Source organism: Pseudomonas sp. JUb52, assembly GCF_004341115.1.
Lineage (GTDB): Bacteria > Pseudomonadota > Gammaproteobacteria > Pseudomonadales > Pseudomonadaceae > Chryseomonas > Chryseomonas oryzihabitans.
The window spans coordinates 534,849-555,390 of the sequence record NZ_SLYS01000001.1 but is presented as its reverse complement, the minus strand read 5'-3'; the positions used below and the strand labels follow the sequence as shown (position 1 = coordinate 555,390).

Sequence of the window (20,542 nt, the reverse complement as noted above, 5' to 3'; positions counted from 1 at the left end):
ATCGTCCTGGCCCGGATGTAAACAGCCGTTGCTCGCCTGGACGACAGCTGTCGTCGGCTCGTTGACGGCCACCGTTTTGAAGCCCGGCAGTGCGCCACCGTGACCATCAGCCCCAGGATCCTAGGTCAAGGTAGCCAGCGGGCTTCGTCATCCGCCCGAGCCACTGGCAACAGTGGCCGCCCTACCTCGTGCCCAGCGGCCGTCAGCAGAGCGCCAATCCGCCCCTTGTCGGCCGACAAGGGACGTAGACCTTGCTCAGGGATTTTCCTTGTTGGGCGTCTTGATATAGCCGGGCACGGCGGAATCGGGGGGCGTACTGCGTCCCTCGGTGGCCGCGGCTTCATTGGCCTGGACCCGGTCTTCCTGCGCCTTGGCCTGCTCCTGGGAGGCCCGCTCGACCTTGCCCTCGGCCGCCTTCTCCTGGGCCTTCTGGCTATGCGCCTGGGCGTCCTGGGCATGGTCTTCGGAGGTCTTGTCGCAGGCGGTCAGGGTTGCGGCAGTAGCCAATACGAGGGAGCACAGCAGAGCTTTGGACATCGGGTATTCCTGAGAAAAGAGACCTTTCAGGGACCTGGAGAAGCACAGGTTGGTTTCTGGCCCACCGCGCTGGCTTTGCGACCTGAGGTGTCCGTCGCACAGCGGTCACCTCGGAACGCGCGCCGCATGCCTGGACGTAACGGGCCGAGGGTCGCCAGGGTGCACCCTCTGCGCCTTGCCGAAAGAGCGAGCCGGCACGGCAGGCTCTGGCGCTAAGCCGGACACCACGTACGACAGCTGATCGCCTGGCCAAGGCCGCACGTCCGCGGACGATGCGGGCAACTCCGGTGATGCGACTAGGCTGACGGCACGTTGGCCATGGACAGGTAGCGGGACGCTCGATCAGGTCCCGGCGCTGATGGCCTCCTGCCTCGACACCTATAACAAAAGCAGGGAACCAGCATGACGATTCTTCAACGCGTGGTCGGCGGCATTGCACTGCTGGTGCTCTTGCTGCTGGGCATCGTCGCCGTGAGTTTCAACAGTACCCAGTCCATCCATGAGCGGCTGACGGTCATCACCGAACAGTCCGCGCCGCTCGGCCAGGCCGTCGGCGAGATCAACGTGCAGTTGCTGGGGGCCAATCAGACCCTGCTCGGCCTGCTGGCCGAGACCGACGCCGCGGCGATCGCCACGCGCGAAAGGCAATTCCAGCAGCAGTTCGCCGATTATCTGCAGCTGCACCAGCGCTTGCCGGCGCTGTTGCGCGACCATGACCAGCTGACCCGGGCGCTCGATCAGGAGCAGAAGCTGGGCAATGCCTATGGCGACCAGGCGAAAACCCTCATCGACAGCTACCGCCAGCTGGTCGCCATCCGCCGCGAAACCCGCACCCTGCAGGGCTATGCCACGCCGGAGGCCAATCGGCTGTCCAGCTACCTGCAGGCCTACAGCGCGCAACAGAAGGCGGAAGGCGCCACCGCGGCGGTCCGCGCCGCCCAGCTGCTGCTGATCGAGACGGACAAGACCTATGCCGCCTTCGCCGCCCAGGCGGCGCGCCTCGATCTGCCAGGGCTGGATGTGGTGCTCAACCAGCAGCAGGATGTCATCACCGATCGCCTGCGCGCCCTGGCCGCCATCGACGAGCGCAGCGCGCGCATCGTGGGGGTGATGGTCACGCGCCTGCTGCACGAGATGACCGCGCCCGATGGCCTGCGCCAGGCCTATCAGCGGCAGGCCACGGCCGAGGCCCAGTTCGACGCCCAGCGCCAGCGGACCGGCACCGCCCTACAGGCGACCCTGGACGCCCTGCGCTCCCTCAGCGCCGGCGCCGTGGCCGTGGCGCAGCAGGCCAAGAGCGATACCGATGCTACCGTGGCCACCAGCCGCCAGGTGCTCTCCATCGTCGCCCTGCTGGCGATTGGCGCGGCCCTGATCATCGGCGTCTGGGTCGCGCGTGGCCTGCGGCGCCCGCTGCTGGCCTTCCGCGAGTCGCTGCGCCAGGTCACGGCCGGCGATCTGCGGGTTCAGTTCGATGTGCGCCGCAAGGACGAATTCAGCGAGCTGGGCGGTTATCTCAACGAACTGATCCGCTCGCTGCAGACCACGGTGCAGACCCTCACCCAGTCGGCCGACGACCTCCGGCGTACCGCCCAGGCCAATGCCGATATCAGTGCCAGCACCACCCGCGCCGTGGAGGAGCAGACCGAGCGCCTCGGCTCCGCTGCCTCGGCGATGACCCAGATGGAAAGCACCGTGGCCGAGGTGGCCCAGCGCGCCCTCGATACCAAGGATGCCGTCGACCATACCTTCGAGCTGAGCACCACGACCGGCACCACCGTCGCCGAGACCATCGACAGCATCCAGCGTCAGGCCCGGCAGATCCAGGTCGCCGCCCAGGCCACCGATGAGCTGCAGGGCTATGGCCAGAGCATCGACGGCATCGTCGATGCCATCCGCAACATCGCAGAGCAGACCAACCTGCTCGCCCTCAACGCCGCCATCGAGGCGGCTCGCGCCGGTGAACAGGGACGCGGCTTCGCCGTGGTCGCCGACGAGGTGCGCTCCCTGGCCGGGCGTACCCAGACCTCCACCACCGAGATCCAGCAGCAGATCGAACAGATGCAGCAGAAGATCCACTCGGTCGTGGAAATCATGGGGGTGAGTCGGGCCCAGTCCGGCGAGTGCGTGCAACTGGCCTCCTCCGCCCGGCAAGCCCTGCAGAGCATGAGTCAGGCGGTCGTTACCATCCGCGAGATGAATACCCAGATCGCCGCCGCCACCGAAGAACAGAGCGCCACCGTCCAGGAGACCAGTCGCATGATGGTGCAGATCAACGACGCCGCGCTCCGTGCCGCGGAAGGCGCCGACAGCGCCGCCCGCAGCAGCGAGGACCTTTCGCTCATGGCCAGCCGGCAGCGCGAGCTGCTGCAACGCTTCAGTGTCTGATCGGGGACCGACTCATGTTCAAGCCCAAGCTTCGCCTTCTCGCCGGTCTCGTCCTGGCCGCCACCTGGGTCAACCTGGCCCAGGCCAACGCGCCGCTCATCGGCGTCCTGACCTCCAAGCGCGACAACTTCCGCACCCTGCTGATCAACAACGTCGAGGAGCGCGCCCATACCCTGGACGCGGACCTCTTCCTGGAAAACGCCAACAGTGACAGCGCCCTGCAGCTGCGCCAGTACCGCAACCTGATCGCCGCCCACGTCGATGCGGTCATCGTCAATCTCATCGACGACAGCAACACCCAGGAGATGCTGTCGCTGGCGATGAGCAGCAAGGTGCCGCTGGTGTTCATCAACTACCGCCCCAGCGTCTCTCCCCTGCCCGCCTATGCCGGCTTCGTCGGCTCCGACGAGGTGGAAGCCGCGACGATGCAGATGGAGGAGCTGGCCCGCCGCGCCGGTTACAAGGGCAAGGTGGCGATCCTCATGGGCGAACCGGGTCACCCGGCGACCAAGCTGCGCACCGAGAGCGTCGAGAGGGTAGTCGCCAAGTACCCCGACATGCAGGTGGTGGTGAAGGCCTCGGCCAACTGGCAGCGCAGCGAGGCGAGCGAACGCGTCCTGCAGTGGGTCGACAAGGGCGTGGCCTTCGACATCGTCGCCGCCAACAACGATGAGATGGCCATCGGTGCCATCCGTGGGCTGGAAAAGGCGGGCAAGCCGCTGGCGAAGTATCTGGTGGGCGGCATCGACGGCACGCCCGACGGATTGCAGGAGATGCGCGAGGGCAAGTTGGCCGTCAGCGTGCTGCAGGATGCCAAGGGCCAGGGTCAGGGCGCGGTGGACATGGCCTTGCGCCTGGCCAATGGCTCCACCAGCAACAATCTCACCCGGGTCCCCTTCCAGCTGATCACGCCGGACAACCTGGCGTCCTTCTAGCCCGAAAAGCAGGCGAGGCCATCCGTCTCCGGTGGCCTCGCCCGTCTTCAGTACCCAGTACCAGATGCCCAACTCGCTCGGGCACTCGGGACGCCTATATTCAGAAACGCCAGCTGAGTCGCGCGTCGAGGTCCTGGTCCCTGGTCCGACCGCTCAGTTGTCCGTCATAACCCAGGCCCAGCGAGACCGTCTCGCTCAGCGCCAGGTCCAGCGCCCCGCGCACCACGGCCGCGTCACGCGCGATGGGCGCCCCCACCACCTTGAACGCCGGCCCACCGGCGAAGGCCGCTTCATGCTCGGGGATGGTATCGCCGAAGGCATGGCGCCAGCCCAGGGTGGCAGTCGGGACCAGCTTCCAGTCACCCAGCGGCTTGCTCGCCAGGCGCAGGCCGAGGGTGCTGAAGGTCACGTCGGTGTTCTGCCGCGGATTGTCCAGGTCCAGCGCCCCGCTACGCTCGTGGAAGCCGTCGGTCTGCAGGTGCACCTGGGCCAGGTTGGCGAAGGGCGAAAGATCCAGGCGTCCCGCGTCGATCCGATAGGCCAGCTCGCCGAAGGCCTGGGTGGTGCCGGCGTCGTAGTCTGGCGCCAGGCGCTGGTCGGTGCCGAGGATCGCCAGATTGCGCCGTGCCTCAACCTGGTGCCAGCTATGGGCCAGGCCCAGCCTGAGGCTGAGGGCATCCCACTGCTGGCCGGCATAGAGGCCCAGGTGGTAGTCGGTGCTGTCCGCCGAGCCGGATTCGCCACGCAGGTCGAGATCGGTGTGGCCGAAGCCCACCAGCCCGCCGACGCGCCAGCCGCCGTCCAGGGGTACGTCGCTGCCGATCAGCAGGCCACGGCTGTGGCTGTCCAGGCTGCTGGCGCCGTGGCTGCCATCGTTGTGGCCCCAGGCGCCGAGAGCCTGGGTCCAGACCAGCCCGCGCTCGCGACTGCCGGCCAGCCCCTGGATGCCGGAGCTGGACGGGAGGTCGTCCTGAGCATCGCTCAGGCGATCGCTCATGGCATTGCGGACCAGCCGGCTGTTTTCCACCAGCACGGTCTTGGTCGAGGCGTGCAGTTCGTTGCCCAGGCTCTGAAAGGTGCTCCGAGCGCCCGCGGCATTGGTCGCGGCGACCTGATTCCAGAGTGCATTGCCGGCGCCGGCGCTTTCCAGACCTGCAGCGGCGGCCCGGGCGTTACGGCCCTCGGCCAGGTCGGCGAAGGCCACGCCATTGCGCGTCAGGCTCAGGGTCGCCTGGTTGGCGCCATAGCTCAGGGTCGGGGTGAGGAAGGCGAAGTCGGACTGGATCTGGCCGAAGCGGCCGCTCAGGCCAGTGCCCGCGCTCAGCAGCTGATAGTTGCCCAGCGGCTGCCAGTAGGGACTGGAAACCAGCGCCAGCGTGGCGCCATTGACGGTGATGCTGCCCGTGGCCACGAGACGATCGGCGCGGCCGCTGGCATCGGTATCGACCTGATAGATCGAGCCCTGGTCGAGGATGGCGTTGCCGTTGACGTTGAGCTGGCCCACCGAGTTGCCGGGTGCGAGGATACCGCCCTGGGCCACGCGCAGGCTGGCGAGGCTGCCGTTTCCGCCGAGGGTGGCGCCCGAGTTGACGGTGACCGCCGAATTGCCGAGGTTGCCGTTGATGGCCAGGCGGCCCTGGTCGACGCGGGTGGTGCCGGAGAAGTCACTGTTGCCGGTCAGGCTCAGGGAGCCGGCCCCGGTCTTCACCAGACTGCCGTTGCCGTGCAGGTTGTTGGCCAGGCTGTCGTTGACCGACTGATCCAGCACCAGGGTGGCGTTGTCGGCGATGTCGCCGCTGCCGAAGGCCCGGGCATGACCGCGCAAGGTACCGCCATTGATCACCGTGCCACCGCTGTAGGTATTAAAGCCGCTGAGGGTGAGTTCGCCGCTGCCGTTCTTGGTCAGGCTGCCGCTGCCGCCGATGTCGTTGCGCCAGGCATCGCGGGCGCTGAAGCCACCCTGGCTCGCGTCCATGTTCACGCTGACATTGCCATTGAAGGCGGCGTAGCCGTCGGCTGCGCCCATCAGGTTGAGTCGGCCGTAGCCGTTGGATTCGTCGATGACCGCATAGCCCGAAGACAGCTCGGTGCTGGCCAGGATGTCGCGACGCTGACTGGCGGTGAGATAGGGGAAGCGCGTTTCCAGCAAGACCTCGGCATTGACCGGTACCACCGGCGCCAGGTTGGTCGGGCCGACGGGGGCGAAGCCGTAGGTCAGGCGGGCGGTATATAGCGCCCTGTCCTGGGCATGCTGGGATTGCTGGTCGGTGGCCGGATCAATCCTGCCCACGCAGTTGTTGATGTCGCCGCCACATTGCTGGGCGAAGTAGGCCTGCGCCTGGGTGAAGGCATCGCCGCGCAGCTGGGCGTTGTTGACCAGGTTGTCGATGGCGAAATAGGTGGCGGTGATGCGCCCGCCGATCACGTCCAGCGGCGAGTGCATGCCCGCGACGATGCGGTTGTTGCCCAGCTCCGAGGCGCGAAAGAGTTCCTCGCCCAGGCGCTGGGGTACGGCGTAGCCGAAGCCGATACCGGCGAGATAGGCGGCGTTGGTGTGGCCACTGGGAAAGCCGCCGTCGCTCTGCGGCGTGGTGCTGAGGGCCGGGCGCAACGACAGCGGCACGGTGTCCACGCCCGCCTGGCGCCAGGGCCGCGGATACTGGTAGGCGTTCTTGGCCGGGGTGGTGGAGGCATCGTTGCGGATCGCCTGGACCAGCTGCACCACCTTGCCCAGTTGCGAGTTGGCGTCGCCGGCACCATTGCCGTTGTCGCTGTACTTGGTGGTCTGGGTGGAAGCGTCGAACACCGGGATGGTGGTGAAGGCGCCGGAGCCGGCCAGGTAGCCATTGGCCAGGGAACCCAGGCCGCTGATCAGGCTGTAGCTCTGGTCGCGGCGGTCATCGTAGTAGGCCGCTATCTCCTTGGCCTGAGTACGGGTCTTCGCGAGGTCGACCACGTACTGGATATTGCGCTGCAGGATGGGCGCCCCGAAGGCGGTGGGCGTGCCGGTGTTCCAGCTGGCGCCAGGCGTCCAGAGCTTGTTGTAGCCGGATAGCAGATCGACGCCATTGGTGGCGTTGTTGCCCGAGCGACTGGCCGCCTGCACTGAAAGCGCCAACAGCGACACCGCGAACGCGATCGTCAACACCACGGGTTTGTTACCTGAACGTTTCACCAGCGCTTCCCCTTGGGCTTGTGGATACAACTTGTTACAAGCGGTCTTGGGGCGGCGAGCCTAGGGCGGCGATGTGACGATGTGGCGGCGGTTCGAAGGCAGTTTTACGACATCTCACAAAGCCTAGCGCCGCGACCCGGAGGCCGTAGCAGGAGAGATGCCTTCTGTGTGGCGAGCGGCGAGTGTGTTCTATCCGTCGCGCAACCTGTCCAGATCGCACCAGAGGTGCAGCTTGGTGAAAAAGGTATCCCCCACGGCGACCGCCAGCGGCTCCCTGCCGAAGAGGCTGAAGCCTGCACGCTCGTACAGCGCCAGGGCGGCATGATTGCCCTCGGTGACCGTGAGTTGGACGACCCTGAGTTCGGGCCAGGTCGTCGCCTGGGCCAGCAACTCGCCAAGCAGAGCGTTCGCCAGACCCAGACGCCGGTGCCGATCGGGCACGTACAGGCCGAAGAGGGTCGCCTTGTGCCGCGCCTTTTGCCGCGTCTCGCGGCTCAGACCTACCACACCCAGCAGATCCGCGCCCTGGGTCGCGCCCCAGACCCATTCCCCTGCTCCGTCACCCTCCTGCAGACGACGCTCCCACCAGCTGAGCGGCAGCCCTGCCCGCTCTGCGGGACTGGAGGTAAAGGCTTCCGGATGCCTGGCATAGGCCTCCAGCATCAGTTGCCGGTAGGCGGGAGCCCAGGCCGGGCCCAGACGCTGGATGTTCGTTGCCAACCTCATTTTCAATCAACGGTCCGCTTAACGAAGCCGAGATGGAAGCGCTGGACGAACCTGTCGCCTCCGCTCAGAAATCGTCGTAGCAGACCTTCCAGAACAGGTCGATGCTGCCGTCGTCGCGATGGGCCACGATCAGGCCCTCGGTTTCCTCGAAGGCTTCGAGCAACAGCTCCCAGTCCTCGCTACTCGCCTCCAGGCGCTCCACATGGACGTGCCTGTCGATGACCCCGCGGGCGTTGTTGACCAGCCGCGAGACCCTCATCGTCAGACGGTCGTAGGAAGTCAGCTGGGATGGATGGCTCTGGGCCATGGGCACAGGCTCCATAGCTGTTTTTTTATACAGTATTCAGGACCAAAGTAATTGGCAAGTCGCCACAAGCCTACAGGACCGGTGGTACGAACGACGATGCCAGTAGCGGCACGCCAAGCCAGTTCCTTGCGCGCTGATCGACCCCGATAGGCACTAGCGTGGTTTCGCTGCTCAGCAGCCGAAAGGACCGAACCGCCAGGCGGTCCAGGTCAACCGCTGGTCTTCTCCAGGGAATCTCCAATCAAGGGGTCGGTCACAAAGTGCCATCATATTGGCATTACACGTCAGCCATCTGGCGTTGCTGTCTAACCGTCTTCCCGAGCCTCCTATGAAAACCTCACCAGAGCTGGGTCGGCTCGTCGATCAAACGCTCGCTCGTCCTGTCGGGCCCCTGTCCTTCGCACCGGTGCTGGAGCGACTGTTCAATCTGGAAATCCATGCGCAGCGCAGTCGCCACCTTACCCGCTGCCTGCTGATCGGGACCCTGAGCTATGACAGCTTTCTAATCTGGTGGTGGCTTCTCCTGGAAGACGCCATGCCCTGGGCTGCCGCGCAAATGCTAGGGATCGCGACCCCCTTCGCGCTGTTGGTCGTAGTGCTGCTGCGGGTAATCCCGGTTCGCTGGCGCGAAGCCCTGGCCTTGCTGCCTTTCTATGTAGGTCTGCTGGTGGTCTACAACCTGGTGATCAACGGCCCCTCGGGCAGTGAGATGAATCAGACGCTGTTCATCTTCACCTGGCCGCTGATGCTGGCCTTCGTCAACACCTGCATGAAGAGCCCGCTGCTCCCGGCCCTGCTGTTCAACGGCTTCGCCCTGGCGGTTATCGCCCTTGCCGTCCATGAAGCGCCGGTGTCACCGATCGTGGGCGGACTGATGTTGACCAACGCCATCGTGATGGCATTCTTCTCGTTGCTGGCCAGTTACTGGCTCAACGTCGAAGGGCGCCGATCCTATCTCTACAAGCTGCGTGAAGAAGTCCGCCTGGCGTCTCTCAATTCGGCCAACCAGGATCTGCAGATCCTCTCGGAAACGGATTCCCTCACCGGCCTTGCCAATCGACGTCAGCTCCATCTTCTGCTGGACGCCTTCTGGCAGCGGCGCCTGGCCGGCGAACAGGGGGCCGTGCTGCTGATCGACGTGGATCACTTCAAGCGCTACAACGACTACTATGGCCACCTTGCCGGGGATGATTGCCTGCGCACCGTGGCCAAGGCCCTGGCGATCGGGTTGGGCCCGAGTGACAGGGTCGGTCGCTATGGCGGCGAGGAATTCGTCGTGCTCCTGGACCGGATCGGTCCGGCCGCCGCGCTGGACGTGGCCGAGGCCATCCTGCAACGCGTTCGCGACCTGCAGATCCCGCACCAGGGACGCCAGGATGACAAGACCCAGGTCACCGTCAGCATCGGCATCGCCCGCAGCGGTCTTGCCGGTCTGAGCACCGCGGAGGACCTGCTGGATTGTGCGGATCGCGCCCTCTATCGCGCCAAGCGTGATGGCCGTGACCGGGTGTTCGAAGGCGGCATCGATGCCATCCTCGGCGCACCCCTGGACCATGCCGAACTGCTCACGCCGGAGGATGTCCGCAAGGGGCTGGTGAACAACGAATTCCTGCTGCACTACCAACCCATCTATCGCGTCGAGCCCAGGCAGGTGACGGGTTACGAGGCGCTGCTGCGCTGGCAGCACCCGACCTTGGGCCTGGTCTCGCCCGAGGTCTTCATCCCGCTGGCCGAACAGGGCAACTTCATCATCGCCCTGGGCGAATGGGTAGTGAAGGAGGCCTGTCTCGCGGCCAGTCAATGGCCCTCGCAGCTGAGTGTTTCCATCAATCTTTCGCCGCTGCAATTCGCCGATCCCATGCTGCACGAGCGGGTGTCCGCGGCGCTCAGACTCTCGCGCCTGGCGCCCAACCGCCTGGTGCTGGAAGTCACCGAAGGGGTGGAACTGGTCATAGATACCCGGACCCGCCAATCCTTCGCCCTCCTCCAGCTGCTGGGCATCCGCATGGCCCTGGATGACTTCGGTAGCGGCTTTGCCGGTCTGGGCCCCATCCTCGAACTGCCCTTCCAGCTGATCAAGATCGATCGCCGGATCCTGGCGATCCAGGATGAGGAACAGCGTGGCGAGGTGCTGACCTCCCTGCTGCTGCTGGGCAAGGCCATGAAGCTGGAGGTGCTCTGCGAAGGCGTGGAAACCCCGGAGCAACTGGCGCTGCTGCAACAGCTGGGTGTCCGGCTTGCCCAGGGCTATCTGCTGGGCAAGCCCGCGGCTGCTCCGAGCGGTCAGGAACTCCAGCTGATGGCGTCCTTGGAAGCCTGAGACACGGCCGCTGCCCGCCTGCTCGCCCCATGACGGCAGCCCGCAGAGCGGCCACCGGCCCGTTTAGAGGATCGCCAGGCTATCCAGTACCGCCGTGTAGAGCGCGGTCCCGTAGGTGACCACGCCGAGCGGTACCCCCACCGCAGCGCCCAGGATCAGGGCACAGACCAGTAACGCCACCAGAGGTATTCCGAACACCGGCTGTACGAGGAAATGGCCACGGCTGCCCTCTCCGACCACCTTCCTTTCAGGCGTGCCGGTAGGGCTGCCGGCTTCCGAACGGGATCGCGTGGGCTGGGCAGGCTGCTGACGCTCGAGCCTGGTCTTGCCCTCCATCTCGATTAGGTCGGCGATGTCGGCCAGTGTGCCGTTGTTACGGGTGATCTGCTCATGGGCAGCGCGGAGTGAATCAGGCTTGGCGGTACGGCCTGCACCGCGGGTTGGTCTTCGAGAGGCGGTCATACGTGCGAGAAGCTACTGAGGAGGCACCAGGATGGCGGAGGCAGACGTTAAGGTCATTAACCTTACCTGTCCCAATAGCCAATTGCCACCATCTTCCTTGGCTTCAACATTTGCGATTCCAAATCCGGACTACGTTCTCCGCACAAGCCGGTGGCACTCATCGCCTTATGGCGCCAGCAGGACGCAACATCAGCCCGCAGAGAAGCCACTCCAGGTGTAACTACGCGGATTTAATGGTCGTTTACCGCTGAAAACGCCCATGGCTCCTGGATCTAGGACATCCCGAACCGGTTGGCGGAATTTTCGATGAAGACTCGGTAAACCTCCGGGCGGAAACGCCGATGAGGTGGGACAGGCTTCAAGCAGGTACCGAGATACTAGCTTTTAGCCATCACCAAGTTGTAATCATACTCGTCTAACGTAGCGGCGCACTTCGCTCTCGACGCTGCCTGAAGACGGTTGATGAAAGTAGAACCAAGTAACGCACCCAAGGCATTTCTTATCCGTTCTGAAAATCTGGAAGCGGATGAATTTGGTACTCTATTCCGCCGGATGTTCGGTAACCCTCCTCCCCCTCTACGGCATCCTATTGTCATTACCGGGGTCTATGGTCGTTACGAAGGATTCAGCTTCCGTCGCCTTAGCTTTTGCAGCGATCTGATCACCGAGCTACCTGATATGGGTGATGAGATCACCTTCATCTTTCCCAGCACCGGTCGTGTCATCTTGGAGCAGCACGGCGAAACGATTGGAACAGCACATTTCGGTTTGGCCCTTGAGAAGATGGCGCTACGTTCATTGGGTTTCATCGACAACCACTCACACCATGGCTTCTCGGTACACCGCTCATTGCTTACACGGCGTTTGTCGAGGCTTCTAGAACGGCCGATTATCCAGCCGGTACGATTCCAACGCAGCATTGACCTCAAGATCGAAGCCTTCCACGGTATCAAGGCAATAGTCAGCATGGCCACTGACAGCGATTTCTACCGTCTTATCGGCAATAGCGCTCTACTGCCGATACGCCTGCAGGAAATGTTGGTGGATGCCGTCCTGGATGTCTGGCCACATAACTATACCGAGGAGCTAAAACGCCCATTTCCGCTGATAGCTCCGCGCCATGTAAAGAGGGCCATGGACTATCTTCAGGCATATCCTGAAATATTAATCAGCGGCAGCGAATTGGCCGAACTCTGCAATGTTAGCCAACGAGCACTTCAGGAGGGATTCCGACGGTTCCTTGGTACCTCGATCAGCGCTTACCAACGACAGGTACGACTGCAGCGCGCCTACGAGATGATCCAGCAGGGTAATACCTCTTCTGTAGCTGACGTCTCTCTTGCCCTTGGCTTCACTAATGCCGGACGCTTCTGCCAGTACTTTCAGAATGCCTTCGGGCTTAGTCCTGCCCAACTGCGTGATGGTCTCAATAGACGCAGATGAACAGGCCGCCCTACTCCGGCCCGTCACGTTGAATCGCTGTTGGCCGGATGAGCAGAGGCGCTGGATCAGAACAGAAAGCTGGCCTTCAGACTGCCACTGGAACCATGACTACCACCGCCACCCAATGCGTTGACTTCAGCACCCAGGCTGAAGGGACCCTGGCTGGCAGTGAGATTGAAGGCGCCGTTGAATTGGTCACGCTGGTCGAAAACGGCACGCTGGGAAACAGCCAATTCCAACAATTCGCCGCTACTGTCGACATGATAGCCGCCCAAGGCGTGGTCATAGCCGACGTCCAGACCCGGTACCAGCTGCCAGCCGCTCCCCAGCGGCAGGGGAGCAAAGGAGACCTTGAGATTGGCGTATGCGCTTCGGCGACTTTTACTGATATCGTCGATGCTCAATGCCACCTCGCTGCCCCTTTCCCGGAAACCGTCCAGATGCAGATGGCTGTAGCGAAAGCCAATGCTCGGCTCCAGGGTCAGCTTGGAGACCGCCGTACGATAACCCAGCGCGACGCTTGCGCTACCAAGCCTGCCTTTAGTGTCACCCACGGCCCTGCCAAGACCACCGCCGATCTCGCGCCTACTGTCGTAATCCAACCAACCGTAGCTGAGGTCGGCATCGGCGAAAGGGCCCTGTTCGAGACTATTGAGCGCGAATCGCGTGCCGCCACGAATAAAGGTCCTATAGGTATCCACTTCACCGCTCGCAGCCCCAATGCTACCCCGGCTGTAGCCGAAACCGAGGTTACTGCTGAGCTGATCGGAGAATCGCTGCGTCAAACCGATCAGCATGCTTTGGGTGTGTTCGTTGCTGCTTTGCGCGCCGGAGGTAGAAGAATTACCTTGATAGCCCGCCAGCGCGGTACTCCACAGACGGGTCTGCCCTGGCTTCAGGTCGAAGCCTCTGGCGTAGGGCGCAACGGCGCGATCAATCAAGGCGTCTTGTCTGAGCAGATAACTGGTTGCATCAGCATGCGCCTGACCACCGACGGTAGACTCGACGCCACCAAGAGTGCCAGCATCCATGGCTGACTGCAGATAATAGTTGTAGGCGGTATAGGCCCCAGACAGACTGCTGTTCTGCAGTTGGCCAAGCAATTGGGCACCAGCAGCCGCGTTACCCGACAGACCAAAGGTACTTGGAAGGCTGCTGTAGTAGACCATCTTGCCACGCAATACGTAGATGGTTTCCTGAGATAGGCCCAGGCCTTCCTTAAGATAATTATCCATACTGCCATACTTGTTGGCTACCTCGTCGAAACTCGCTAGCAGATAACTGGACTGGACGCCGATAAGCGGTTCGTAGATGGCCGCTATGGCAGCAGGCATCTTCGCGATAGTCGCTTTGATTCGGGTTGCAGAGTAATCATTGGTAGCCAAGTAGTCGTCCATGATTGTCTGGCTGTTCACCCCGGCAATGCTCTGCAACACGGCCGTGGCCCAGCCAGTGCGATCCTTTCCTGCAGTGCAATGGAATAGCACGGGGCTGTTGGCAGCGGCCAACTCGTTGAACAACTTTGCAAATTGGTCGCGCACGCCAGCATCACTGACAAAGGCGCGATTGGTTTCCTTCATCCAGGCTACGGCTTCAGCCGAATTGTTGAAAGAGATTCGAGTGAGATTAGTCCCAGACGTGATCCCGCCGATAATATCGATATTGTGATATGCAGAACCGGCCGGCAGGGTGTCCGGTGTAGCAGCAATCTCGCTACCGGTGCGCAGGTCGAACACCTTGCCGATACCCAAGCCATTCAGAAGTGCCAGATCAGAGCCCTTAGGTGTCAAGGCATTAGACCGATAGAATACGCCTGAACGCATTACGCCGTTGTTGACCAAGCCCGTCGTGCTGGTGAGATACGCATTAGTCGTACCAGCAATATCGCGGAAGTTGTCGATGCCAGTCAGCCGTGGCGTGTTCAGGGTATAGGCCTCAGCCGCATGGGCGCAGGCTATGGAGAGGCTGAGCAGCGACAAACCTACAGCGGACGCAGAAAGCAAAGGACGATGGAACACGATATAGCCTCTTTGAGCGGAATGGCAGGGCTACTATCGGCGCCAATCAGGATCCGAATGTTACAGTTCCGCGCCTCACTGAAAGAGGGGCGCAATCTGTCCATAGGCTGCGCTCTGTGTCCATGGAATTCGCCGACGCTAGGCCGTGATCTTCATCGAAAGAATGCCCAGCAAATTTTAACCGTCAAAGCTCACACCGTTGGGTAGAAAGCGCATCCGAACATCCAGTCCCGAAAGGCTTTCACCTTCGCGCGATCGCTGCCGTCAGGGCGATAAACGATGTAGTAGGCCAGCGGCGATGCGAAATTTACGTCCGGAAGTAGTCGTATCGGCCGACCGGCAGCCAAATCGTCCTGCGCCATGACACCACGGGCGAGCGCGATCCCTTGTCCATCAATGACGACCTGCAGTACCGCCGCCGAATTATTGATCCTTCAGCCCGCGCTCCACGGTCAGCTTCTTTCCGGTGACGCTTTCAAACCAAGTCCCCCAGGTCGTGAAACCGCTTTGACTATCCATGGACAAATCGTGAATCAACGTGTGCTTTGCCTGGTCGATTGGCCGCTGCAGATCGGTCTGCGCTGCCACCAGCGCCGGTGTGCAATTTGGATACACGTCTTCATCCAGCCACTTTTCGGCAATCACCCCAGGCCAACTGGCGCCGCCATACCGCACGCCGATATCGATATGCGGAAGTAGCCATTTGACGGCAAAACAGGACTGACCGCACAGCCAGAACCCCCCCATAGGTGTTTTCCTTCAATCGTTCGAGCCCCAGTTAGAGCCGCTCCAAGCCTGCCTGAATATCAGGCAATGCCGCCTCCGATGCCTCTGTAGCTATCAATCTCACCTTCCCCGAGATGCTGCGATGAAACAGCGCGGTACCCAGCCATCGTTCAAGCGTCCTGATCATCTGGCCGACCGCGGCCGGCGTGACACTGAACTCGCTGGCGGCAGCAGAAAAGCTTTGATGGCGGGCGCTCAGTTCGCTACTACGAATGAACCGGAGAGCTGACGTGCCACTGCATCAATCTCTCCCATGCTTCGAGGTGTCTTATGAGCAAGCAAATCCAAGGTGAGAAGCGGCTGGTTATCGGTGATACAAGGGATATGGGTCTGCAGACAGCCCGCCTGGTGCTAGAGCAAGGCGGTAGCGTTGTCATCGTGGGGAGCCGCTCGGAAAAAACCGAGCAGACGCGTCAGGAACTGGAAACTTTGGACACCATCAGTGCTCTCGTGGCCAATCTAACGACCGCTCAGGGCCTGACCGACCTGTTGCGTGAGATCGATCAGCACGGATGTGGATATGCTGGTCAACGCTGCCAGGGTGTTTTTCCCCCAAACCCTTCCTAGAGCACTAGGACGCGGACTATAACCAGTACACGCAACTGAACAAAGCGACCTTCTTCATCACCCAGAAAGTCGTTGCCATTCCGGTCACCAAAGGTCGGTCCGGCGCCGTCGGCAACATCGATTCGATGTGGGCCGAGCAGGCGATCGCCACCACGCCCTATTCTGCCTATCCCATGGCCAGGGCCAGTTTGCATTCGCTGACCCAGCATCTGGCCGTGGAACTCGATGCCAAGCACATCCGGGTTAATGCCGATTTGCCTGCCATGGTTCAGACGCCGATCTGCGAAGGCTTCATTCCCAAGGCTGAAATCCCTTCCGCGCTTCAGGGCTTCAGGGCTTCAGGGCTTCAACAGCTTCCACCCGATTGGCCGAGTAGGTACGCCGGAAGACGTCTCCGAAGCGGTGGTCTTCCTACTGTCCGAGAACGCGAGCTGGGTCAATGGCGCCGTTTGGGATGTCGAATGGTGGCGTCATGGCAGGCCGCAACTAAGCCTGAATGGCACCCGCCCAGGCAGGCGCCCCTTTCTAGATCGTAAGATAAATATCATTATGCAAAACTGGAACGCCTAACGTGACGCGCTTTTAGCCCGCGTCGGCGACTAACCTCGTCTCATCTGGCCGATGACGAATGGGACGATCTGCAGGACCTGTTGCAGCATACTGACACCCAGCAACTAATGTTCGAGAGCTTCACAATACCAGACAGCGATGCCGTCGGCTCCAAGCTGCACGGTACGCCTTGGACGGATGAACACCTGAACCAGCTTGAAGTGTTCGGACTTCAGTCCTGCAAGCCGAGCAACGCGAAGAAGGCTTCATGTCTGAGACCATACGGGTGCTCGGTCTGGCAGGGCAGCCGACGTCAGGATCCTGATCTTTGATCCCAACGGCTGCATGCTCGACAGCCTGCGTCAGCTCTAGCGCCTAAAGCGCCTCTTTTCTTAGTTGGTATCAGCCAGCCCCTATACAACTCACCAATTCATCACTAGTACTCCTTTTTAAAACTAGATTGCGAAGTCTCATCAACTGTAATCCGACTCACACACACATCAAACAACCCCAGCAGCGAATAAATAAAGGACATCCCGCATAGCATTTTTTTGGAAGATATTTATGTGGGAGAAAAATTAAACACATAAATCGTAGAAATACTTATTGCAAGAATCATAGATTCTATACAGGTTGTCATACGACAGCTTATGCCTTAAGCATTTCTTAAGGCTCCCATCTCACCATCGAGTAACACAAGCAGCGCTTGTGTCTACCGAAACCACTCCCTTTACATGATCAATATCATGCTCATATGCGCACTCAGAGTTGGTCCACGGTCATATTGCATCTTTTCTATTTTAGTTGCGATCGTTTTCGCCCTTGGAGTTATGTCTATCATACAGATGCGATATCTGCGGCAAACCGAAACCGACATTGAAAGAACAATGATGCCAAGTGTGCGCCAGGCAGGAAAAATTACTATCGCTACCACGATGGAATACATCGAGACGGATCCACACCAGATGCGTTATGTCCTCGAAGAACGTGCCGATAAGGTACCGAGGAGCCTGATCGCTCGAGTGGATTACAGCGCGCGGCAACACCAGGAACAGCGACTGGATCCACCTAAGCCACCCCTTTCCCTACCCTTTCAGCAACCGAGGAGCATCTCCGGACCCTCCACGCTAGAAGCGTTCGATCAGCTCACAGAATGGATCAGCAACGGGGCACGACCGCCTACAGCGGTAGTAAGACGTGGATAGCTGAGCAACGGAATACAAAGCGAAATGGCACCTAGACCAGGTTGTGCCAGGCTCCGGGTGCCAGTTGATTCAGTTTGACATCATCAGCCCGCGAGGCTAGATTCCGCCCCAGACGGCTGCTTGTCTGAGCTGGGGAAAACGCAAAAACCCTCCATTGCGGAGGGTTTCTGGTGAAGATGGTGGGTCGTGTGGGATTCGAACCTACGACCAATTGGTTAAAAGCCAACTGCTCTACCGACTGAGCTAACGACCCGTTAGTGGCCGCCATTCTAGCGATTTTCTCAGGATAATCAACACCCTAGATAAATTTTTTTACCGGTAGCGCGTAGGGTCGGAAATTCCCGCCGCCTTGAACCCTTCGGCGCGCAGGCGGCAGCTGTCACAGCGACCGCAGGCCTGGCCTTCATCATCGGCCTGATAGCAGGAGACGGTCAGGGCGTAGTCCACGCCAAGCTGGCTGCCAGCCTGGACGATCTGTGCCTTGGAAAGGAACTGCAGCGGGGCTTCGATCTTGAAGGTATCCCCTTCCACACCGGCCTTGGTGGCAAGATTGGCCAGGCGCTCGAAGGCTTCGACGAACTCCGGCCGGCAATCCGGATAGCCGGAATAGTCCACCGCGTTCACCCCGATGAAGAGATGACGAGCGCCGAGCACCTCGGCCCAGCCCAGGGCCAGCGACAGGAACACGGTATTGCGTGCCGGCACGTAGGTGACAGGGATGCCCTCGCCCGGGGTCTCCGGGACGGCGATGTCCGGGTCGGTGAGCGCCGAGCCGCCGATGCCATTGAGATCCAGGCCGATCACCTTGTGCTCGACGACGCCCAGCTGGCTCGCCACGCGTTCAGCGGCTTGCAGCTCGGCTCGGTGGCGTTGGCCGTAGTCGAAGCTCATGGTGTAGCAGGCGAAGCCCTGGGCCCTGGCCATGGCGACGATGGTGGCGGAATCAAGGCCGCCGGAAAGAAGGATGACCGCTTTAGGCTGACTCATGCTCAGTGTCCCGGTTCGTCGTTCCAGAGAATCTTGTGCAGCTGCAGCTGGAAGCGCACTGGCAGGTTGTCCGCCACGATCCACTCTGCCAGCTCACGCGGCACCACCTGGCCATGGCTGGGCGAGAACAGCACCTCGCCCGCACGCTGCTCCAGGCGATACTCGATCAGCTTGGAGACGGCCCAGTCGTAGTCCTCGCGGGAGCAGATGACGAACTTGACCTGATCGTTGGGCGTCAGGTGGTCGAGGTTGGCGTACAGGTTGCGCCCCACCTCCCCCGAGCCCGGCGTCTTGAGGTCGACGACCTTGCTGACACGCCCGTCCACGCCACTGACATCCAGGGCGCCACTGGTTTCCAGGGACACCTCGTAGCCGGCATCACACAGCTGTTCGAGCAGCTTGAGGCAGTTGGGCTGGGCCAGCGGTTCGCCGCCGGTCACGCAGATGTGTCGCGGGCGGTAGCTGGCGACCTGCTCCAGGATGGCATCGAGGTGGTGGATCTCGCCGCCGGTGAAGGCATAGGCGGTGTCGCAATAGTGGCAGCGCAAGGGGCAGCCGGTGAGCCGGACGAAGACGGTAGGAAGACCGGCGGTACGGGCTTCACCCTGGAGCGAATAGAAAATCTCGGTAAGACGTAGCGTATCTTTTTGCATGGAAGCCACGGGCGTGACGGCTACACAGGCCATCCGCCTCCGTTGCGGTAGATAGAAGAAAAAAGCCTGCGCTAGGGCAGGCTTTTCAGATCCCGCTGCGCCAGTTGCGCAGCGGAGGTTCCGGGATACTGGCTGATGACCTGCTGGTACATGCCCTTGGCCCGATCGGTGCGGCCGAGCTTCTGCTCGACGCCACCCAGTTTGTACAGCGAATCCGGCACCTTGTTGCTGGTGGGATAGGCCTGACTGACCTTGGCGAAGGCCTGGCCAGCAGCCTGCAGATCGCCCTTGGCCAGATTCACTTCACCCAGCCAGTACTGGGCGTTGCCCGCATACTGGCTGTTGGGATACTTGCGCAGGAAGGCATTGAATGCCTGGCTGGCCTTGTCGAAGTCCTTGGCCTTGATCAGATCGAAGGCAGCGTCGTAGTACAGCTTTTCCTTCGCCGGATCGCCCGGCTCACTGCTGGCAGCCGGTGCCCCTGCGGAAGCAGGCGGCGTCGGCGCGTTGTTGGCCGCGATGGCGCCACCCTGGGCGGCACCGGCAGCGGCCCCGCCACCTGCATTGGCAGGCGCGGAAGAAAGCTGGGAGATACGGCCGTCCAGATCCTGGTAACGATCCAATCCTTCCTGCTTGAGCTGGCGGATCTCGTTTTCCTGAACCTCGACCTGGCCACGCAGGCGAGCGATATCGTCCTGCATCTGTTGCAACTGCATGAACAGTTGACCCATGCCGGAAACGGGAGCCCCGTTTCCGGCACTGGCCGCGCCTGCGTTGCCATAGCCTTGCCCAGCGGACTGGGCAACGCCATAGCTACCATCCTGTACGGGAACCTGAGCAACGGCGACAACCGGTACACCGAGGGTCAGGGCGATCAAGAACTGCAGGCGCTTGGACATCGTTTATTACTTCTTCAGCTCGACGCGACGGTTCTGAGCCCAGGAAGCTTCGTCGTGACCGACGGCAACCGGACGCTCTTTACCGTAGGAAACCAGCTCCAGCTGAGCCGGGGACACGCCCTGCAGCACCAGGTAGCGCTGAACGGCCTTGGCACGACGCTCGCCCAGCGCCAGGTTGTACTCGCGGGTACCGCGTTCGTCGGTGTTGCCTTCCAGAACGACGCGCTGGCCGCTGGCCTTCAGGTCGCGAGCGTGAACGTCCAGAGCGCGCATGGCTTCCGGCTTCAGGTCGGAGCTGTCGTACTCGAAGTAGAAGGTGGTGATGGCGCGCAGAGCGGCTTCGTCGCCCATGCTGCCGTCGACGGCACCCGAGTTGGCGCCATAGCCAGCGTTCGGGTCGACAGCACCGGCGCCAGCGCCAGCACCAGCGCCTTCACCGGAGGCGTCGCCGCCCTTGGAGGAACAGCCCACGGCCACGGCCATGGCCAGAGCCAGTGCAGCGAACTTGCCGAATTTCAGCATTTCCATCATGTAACTCCTAAAAGAACCGCAATGTTGGTGTAACTAGGGACTTTTCTAATTAGC

At 61.7% G+C, this 20,542-nt stretch carries 16 protein-coding genes, 1 tRNA gene and 2 pseudogenes; 6 read left to right on the top strand and 13 right to left on the bottom strand.

What is annotated here, in order from left to right; translation table 11 throughout:
* Nucleotides 1-255: 255 nt before the first annotated feature.
* Nucleotides 256-537, bottom strand: a complete 282-nt coding sequence (locus tag EC839_RS02755; RefSeq protein WP_132832104.1) for a hypothetical protein — start codon at nucleotides 535-537, stop codon at nucleotides 256-258.
* A gap of 402 nt (nucleotides 538-939) precedes the next feature.
* Here EC839_RS02755 and EC839_RS24835 point away from each other — a divergent pair.
* From EC839_RS24835 to EC839_RS02745, 3 genes and pseudogenes are all read left to right on the top strand, one after another.
* Nucleotides 940-2,067: pseudogene (locus EC839_RS24835) on the top strand (HAMP domain-containing protein); the annotation flags it as partial.
* Nucleotides 2,068-2,211: 144 nt separating this feature from the next.
* A complete protein-coding gene (locus EC839_RS24830; RefSeq protein ID WP_372237633.1) occupies nucleotides 2,212-2,925 on the top strand; it encodes a methyl-accepting chemotaxis protein in 714 nt (237 codons plus the stop codon).
* A 14-nt stretch (nucleotides 2,926-2,939) separates the two neighbouring features.
* Complete coding sequence (locus EC839_RS02745) at nucleotides 2,940-3,860, top strand: substrate-binding domain-containing protein (protein ID WP_132832102.1); 921 nt, start codon at nucleotides 2,940-2,942, stop codon at nucleotides 3,858-3,860.
* A gap of 100 nt (nucleotides 3,861-3,960) precedes the next feature.
* On the opposite strand, the gene EC839_RS02740 is transcribed toward EC839_RS02745, so the two are convergent.
* From EC839_RS02740 to EC839_RS02730, 3 genes are all read right to left on the bottom strand, one after another.
* A complete protein-coding gene (locus EC839_RS02740; protein ID WP_372237632.1) occupies nucleotides 3,961-7,005 on the bottom strand; it encodes an autotransporter domain-containing protein in 3,045 nt (1,014 codons plus the stop codon).
* A 219-nt stretch (nucleotides 7,006-7,224) separates the two neighbouring features.
* Complete coding sequence (locus EC839_RS02735; RefSeq protein ID WP_177416669.1) at nucleotides 7,225-7,755, bottom strand: GNAT family N-acetyltransferase; 531 nt, start codon at nucleotides 7,753-7,755, stop codon at nucleotides 7,225-7,227.
* Nucleotides 7,756-7,825: 70 nt separating this feature from the next.
* Nucleotides 7,826-8,068: a DUF1654 domain-containing protein gene (locus EC839_RS02730; RefSeq protein ID WP_256680905.1), complete on the bottom strand. Its 243-nt coding sequence runs from the start codon at nucleotides 8,066-8,068 to the stop codon at nucleotides 7,826-7,828.
* Nucleotides 8,069-8,396: 328 nt separating this feature from the next.
* Here EC839_RS02730 and EC839_RS02725 point away from each other — a divergent pair, with 328 nt between their 5' ends.
* Nucleotides 8,397-10,388, top strand: coding sequence for a bifunctional diguanylate cyclase/phosphodiesterase (locus EC839_RS02725; RefSeq protein ID WP_132832099.1), 1,992 nt, complete (start codon nucleotides 8,397-8,399; stop codon nucleotides 10,386-10,388).
* A 924-nt stretch (nucleotides 10,389-11,312) separates the two neighbouring features.
* Complete coding sequence (locus tag EC839_RS02715) at nucleotides 11,313-12,293, top strand: helix-turn-helix transcriptional regulator (RefSeq protein ID WP_132832097.1); 981 nt, start codon at nucleotides 11,313-11,315, stop codon at nucleotides 12,291-12,293.
* Between the two features lie 65 nt (nucleotides 12,294-12,358).
* On the opposite strand, the gene EC839_RS02710 is transcribed toward EC839_RS02715, so the two are convergent.
* The 4 genes from EC839_RS02710 to EC839_RS24760 all read right to left on the bottom strand — a co-directional run bounded on the left by EC839_RS02710 (nucleotide 12,359) and on the right by EC839_RS24760 (nucleotide 15,296).
* Entirely contained in the window at nucleotides 12,359-14,311 is a 1,953-nt protein-coding gene (locus EC839_RS02710) for a tyrosine-protein phosphatase (RefSeq protein WP_132832096.1), read from the bottom strand.
* A 191-nt stretch (nucleotides 14,312-14,502) separates the two neighbouring features.
* On the bottom strand, nucleotides 14,503-14,694 hold the full coding sequence (locus EC839_RS24770; RefSeq protein WP_305955926.1) for a hypothetical protein: 192 nt from the start codon (nucleotides 14,692-14,694) through the stop codon (nucleotides 14,503-14,505).
* A gap of 40 nt (nucleotides 14,695-14,734) precedes the next feature.
* Nucleotides 14,735-15,058: a hypothetical protein gene (locus EC839_RS24765; protein ID WP_132832095.1), complete on the bottom strand. Its 324-nt coding sequence runs from the start codon at nucleotides 15,056-15,058 to the stop codon at nucleotides 14,735-14,737.
* Between the two features lie 31 nt (nucleotides 15,059-15,089).
* Nucleotides 15,090-15,296, bottom strand: coding sequence for a LysR family transcriptional regulator (locus EC839_RS24760; protein ID WP_305955925.1), 207 nt, complete (start codon nucleotides 15,294-15,296; stop codon nucleotides 15,090-15,092).
* A 71-nt stretch (nucleotides 15,297-15,367) separates the two neighbouring features.
* Here EC839_RS24760 and EC839_RS02690 point away from each other — a divergent pair.
* Nucleotides 15,368-16,154 (top strand): annotated as a pseudogene (locus EC839_RS02690) (SDR family NAD(P)-dependent oxidoreductase).
* Nucleotides 16,155-17,595: 1,441 nt separating this feature from the next.
* Here EC839_RS02690 and EC839_RS02685 read toward each other — a convergent pair.
* From EC839_RS02685 to pal, 5 genes are all read right to left on the bottom strand, one after another.
* A tRNA-Lys gene (locus EC839_RS02685) sits at nucleotides 17,596-17,671 on the bottom strand.
* 59 nt (nucleotides 17,672-17,730) lie between these two features.
* On the bottom strand, nucleotides 17,731-18,405 hold the full coding sequence (gene queC / locus EC839_RS02680) for a 7-cyano-7-deazaguanine synthase QueC (RefSeq protein WP_132832094.1): 675 nt from the start codon (nucleotides 18,403-18,405) through the stop codon (nucleotides 17,731-17,733).
* Between the two features lie 2 nt (nucleotides 18,406-18,407).
* Nucleotides 18,408-19,058 (bottom strand): 7-carboxy-7-deazaguanine synthase QueE, encoded by a 651-nt coding sequence (gene queE / locus EC839_RS02675; RefSeq protein ID WP_039975761.1) that lies wholly within the window; start codon nucleotides 19,056-19,058, stop codon nucleotides 18,408-18,410.
* Nucleotides 19,059-19,129: 71 nt separating this feature from the next.
* Nucleotides 19,130-19,957: a tol-pal system protein YbgF gene (gene ybgF, locus EC839_RS02670; RefSeq protein ID WP_132832093.1), complete on the bottom strand. Its 828-nt coding sequence runs from the start codon at nucleotides 19,955-19,957 to the stop codon at nucleotides 19,130-19,132.
* A 6-nt stretch (nucleotides 19,958-19,963) separates the two neighbouring features.
* Nucleotides 19,964-20,485 carry a peptidoglycan-associated lipoprotein Pal gene (gene pal, locus EC839_RS02665; RefSeq protein ID WP_007160328.1) on the bottom strand — a complete coding sequence of 174 codons (522 nt, stop codon included), beginning with the start codon at nucleotides 20,483-20,485 and terminating at the stop codon, nucleotides 19,964-19,966.
* Nucleotides 20,486-20,542 lie beyond the last annotated feature (57 nt).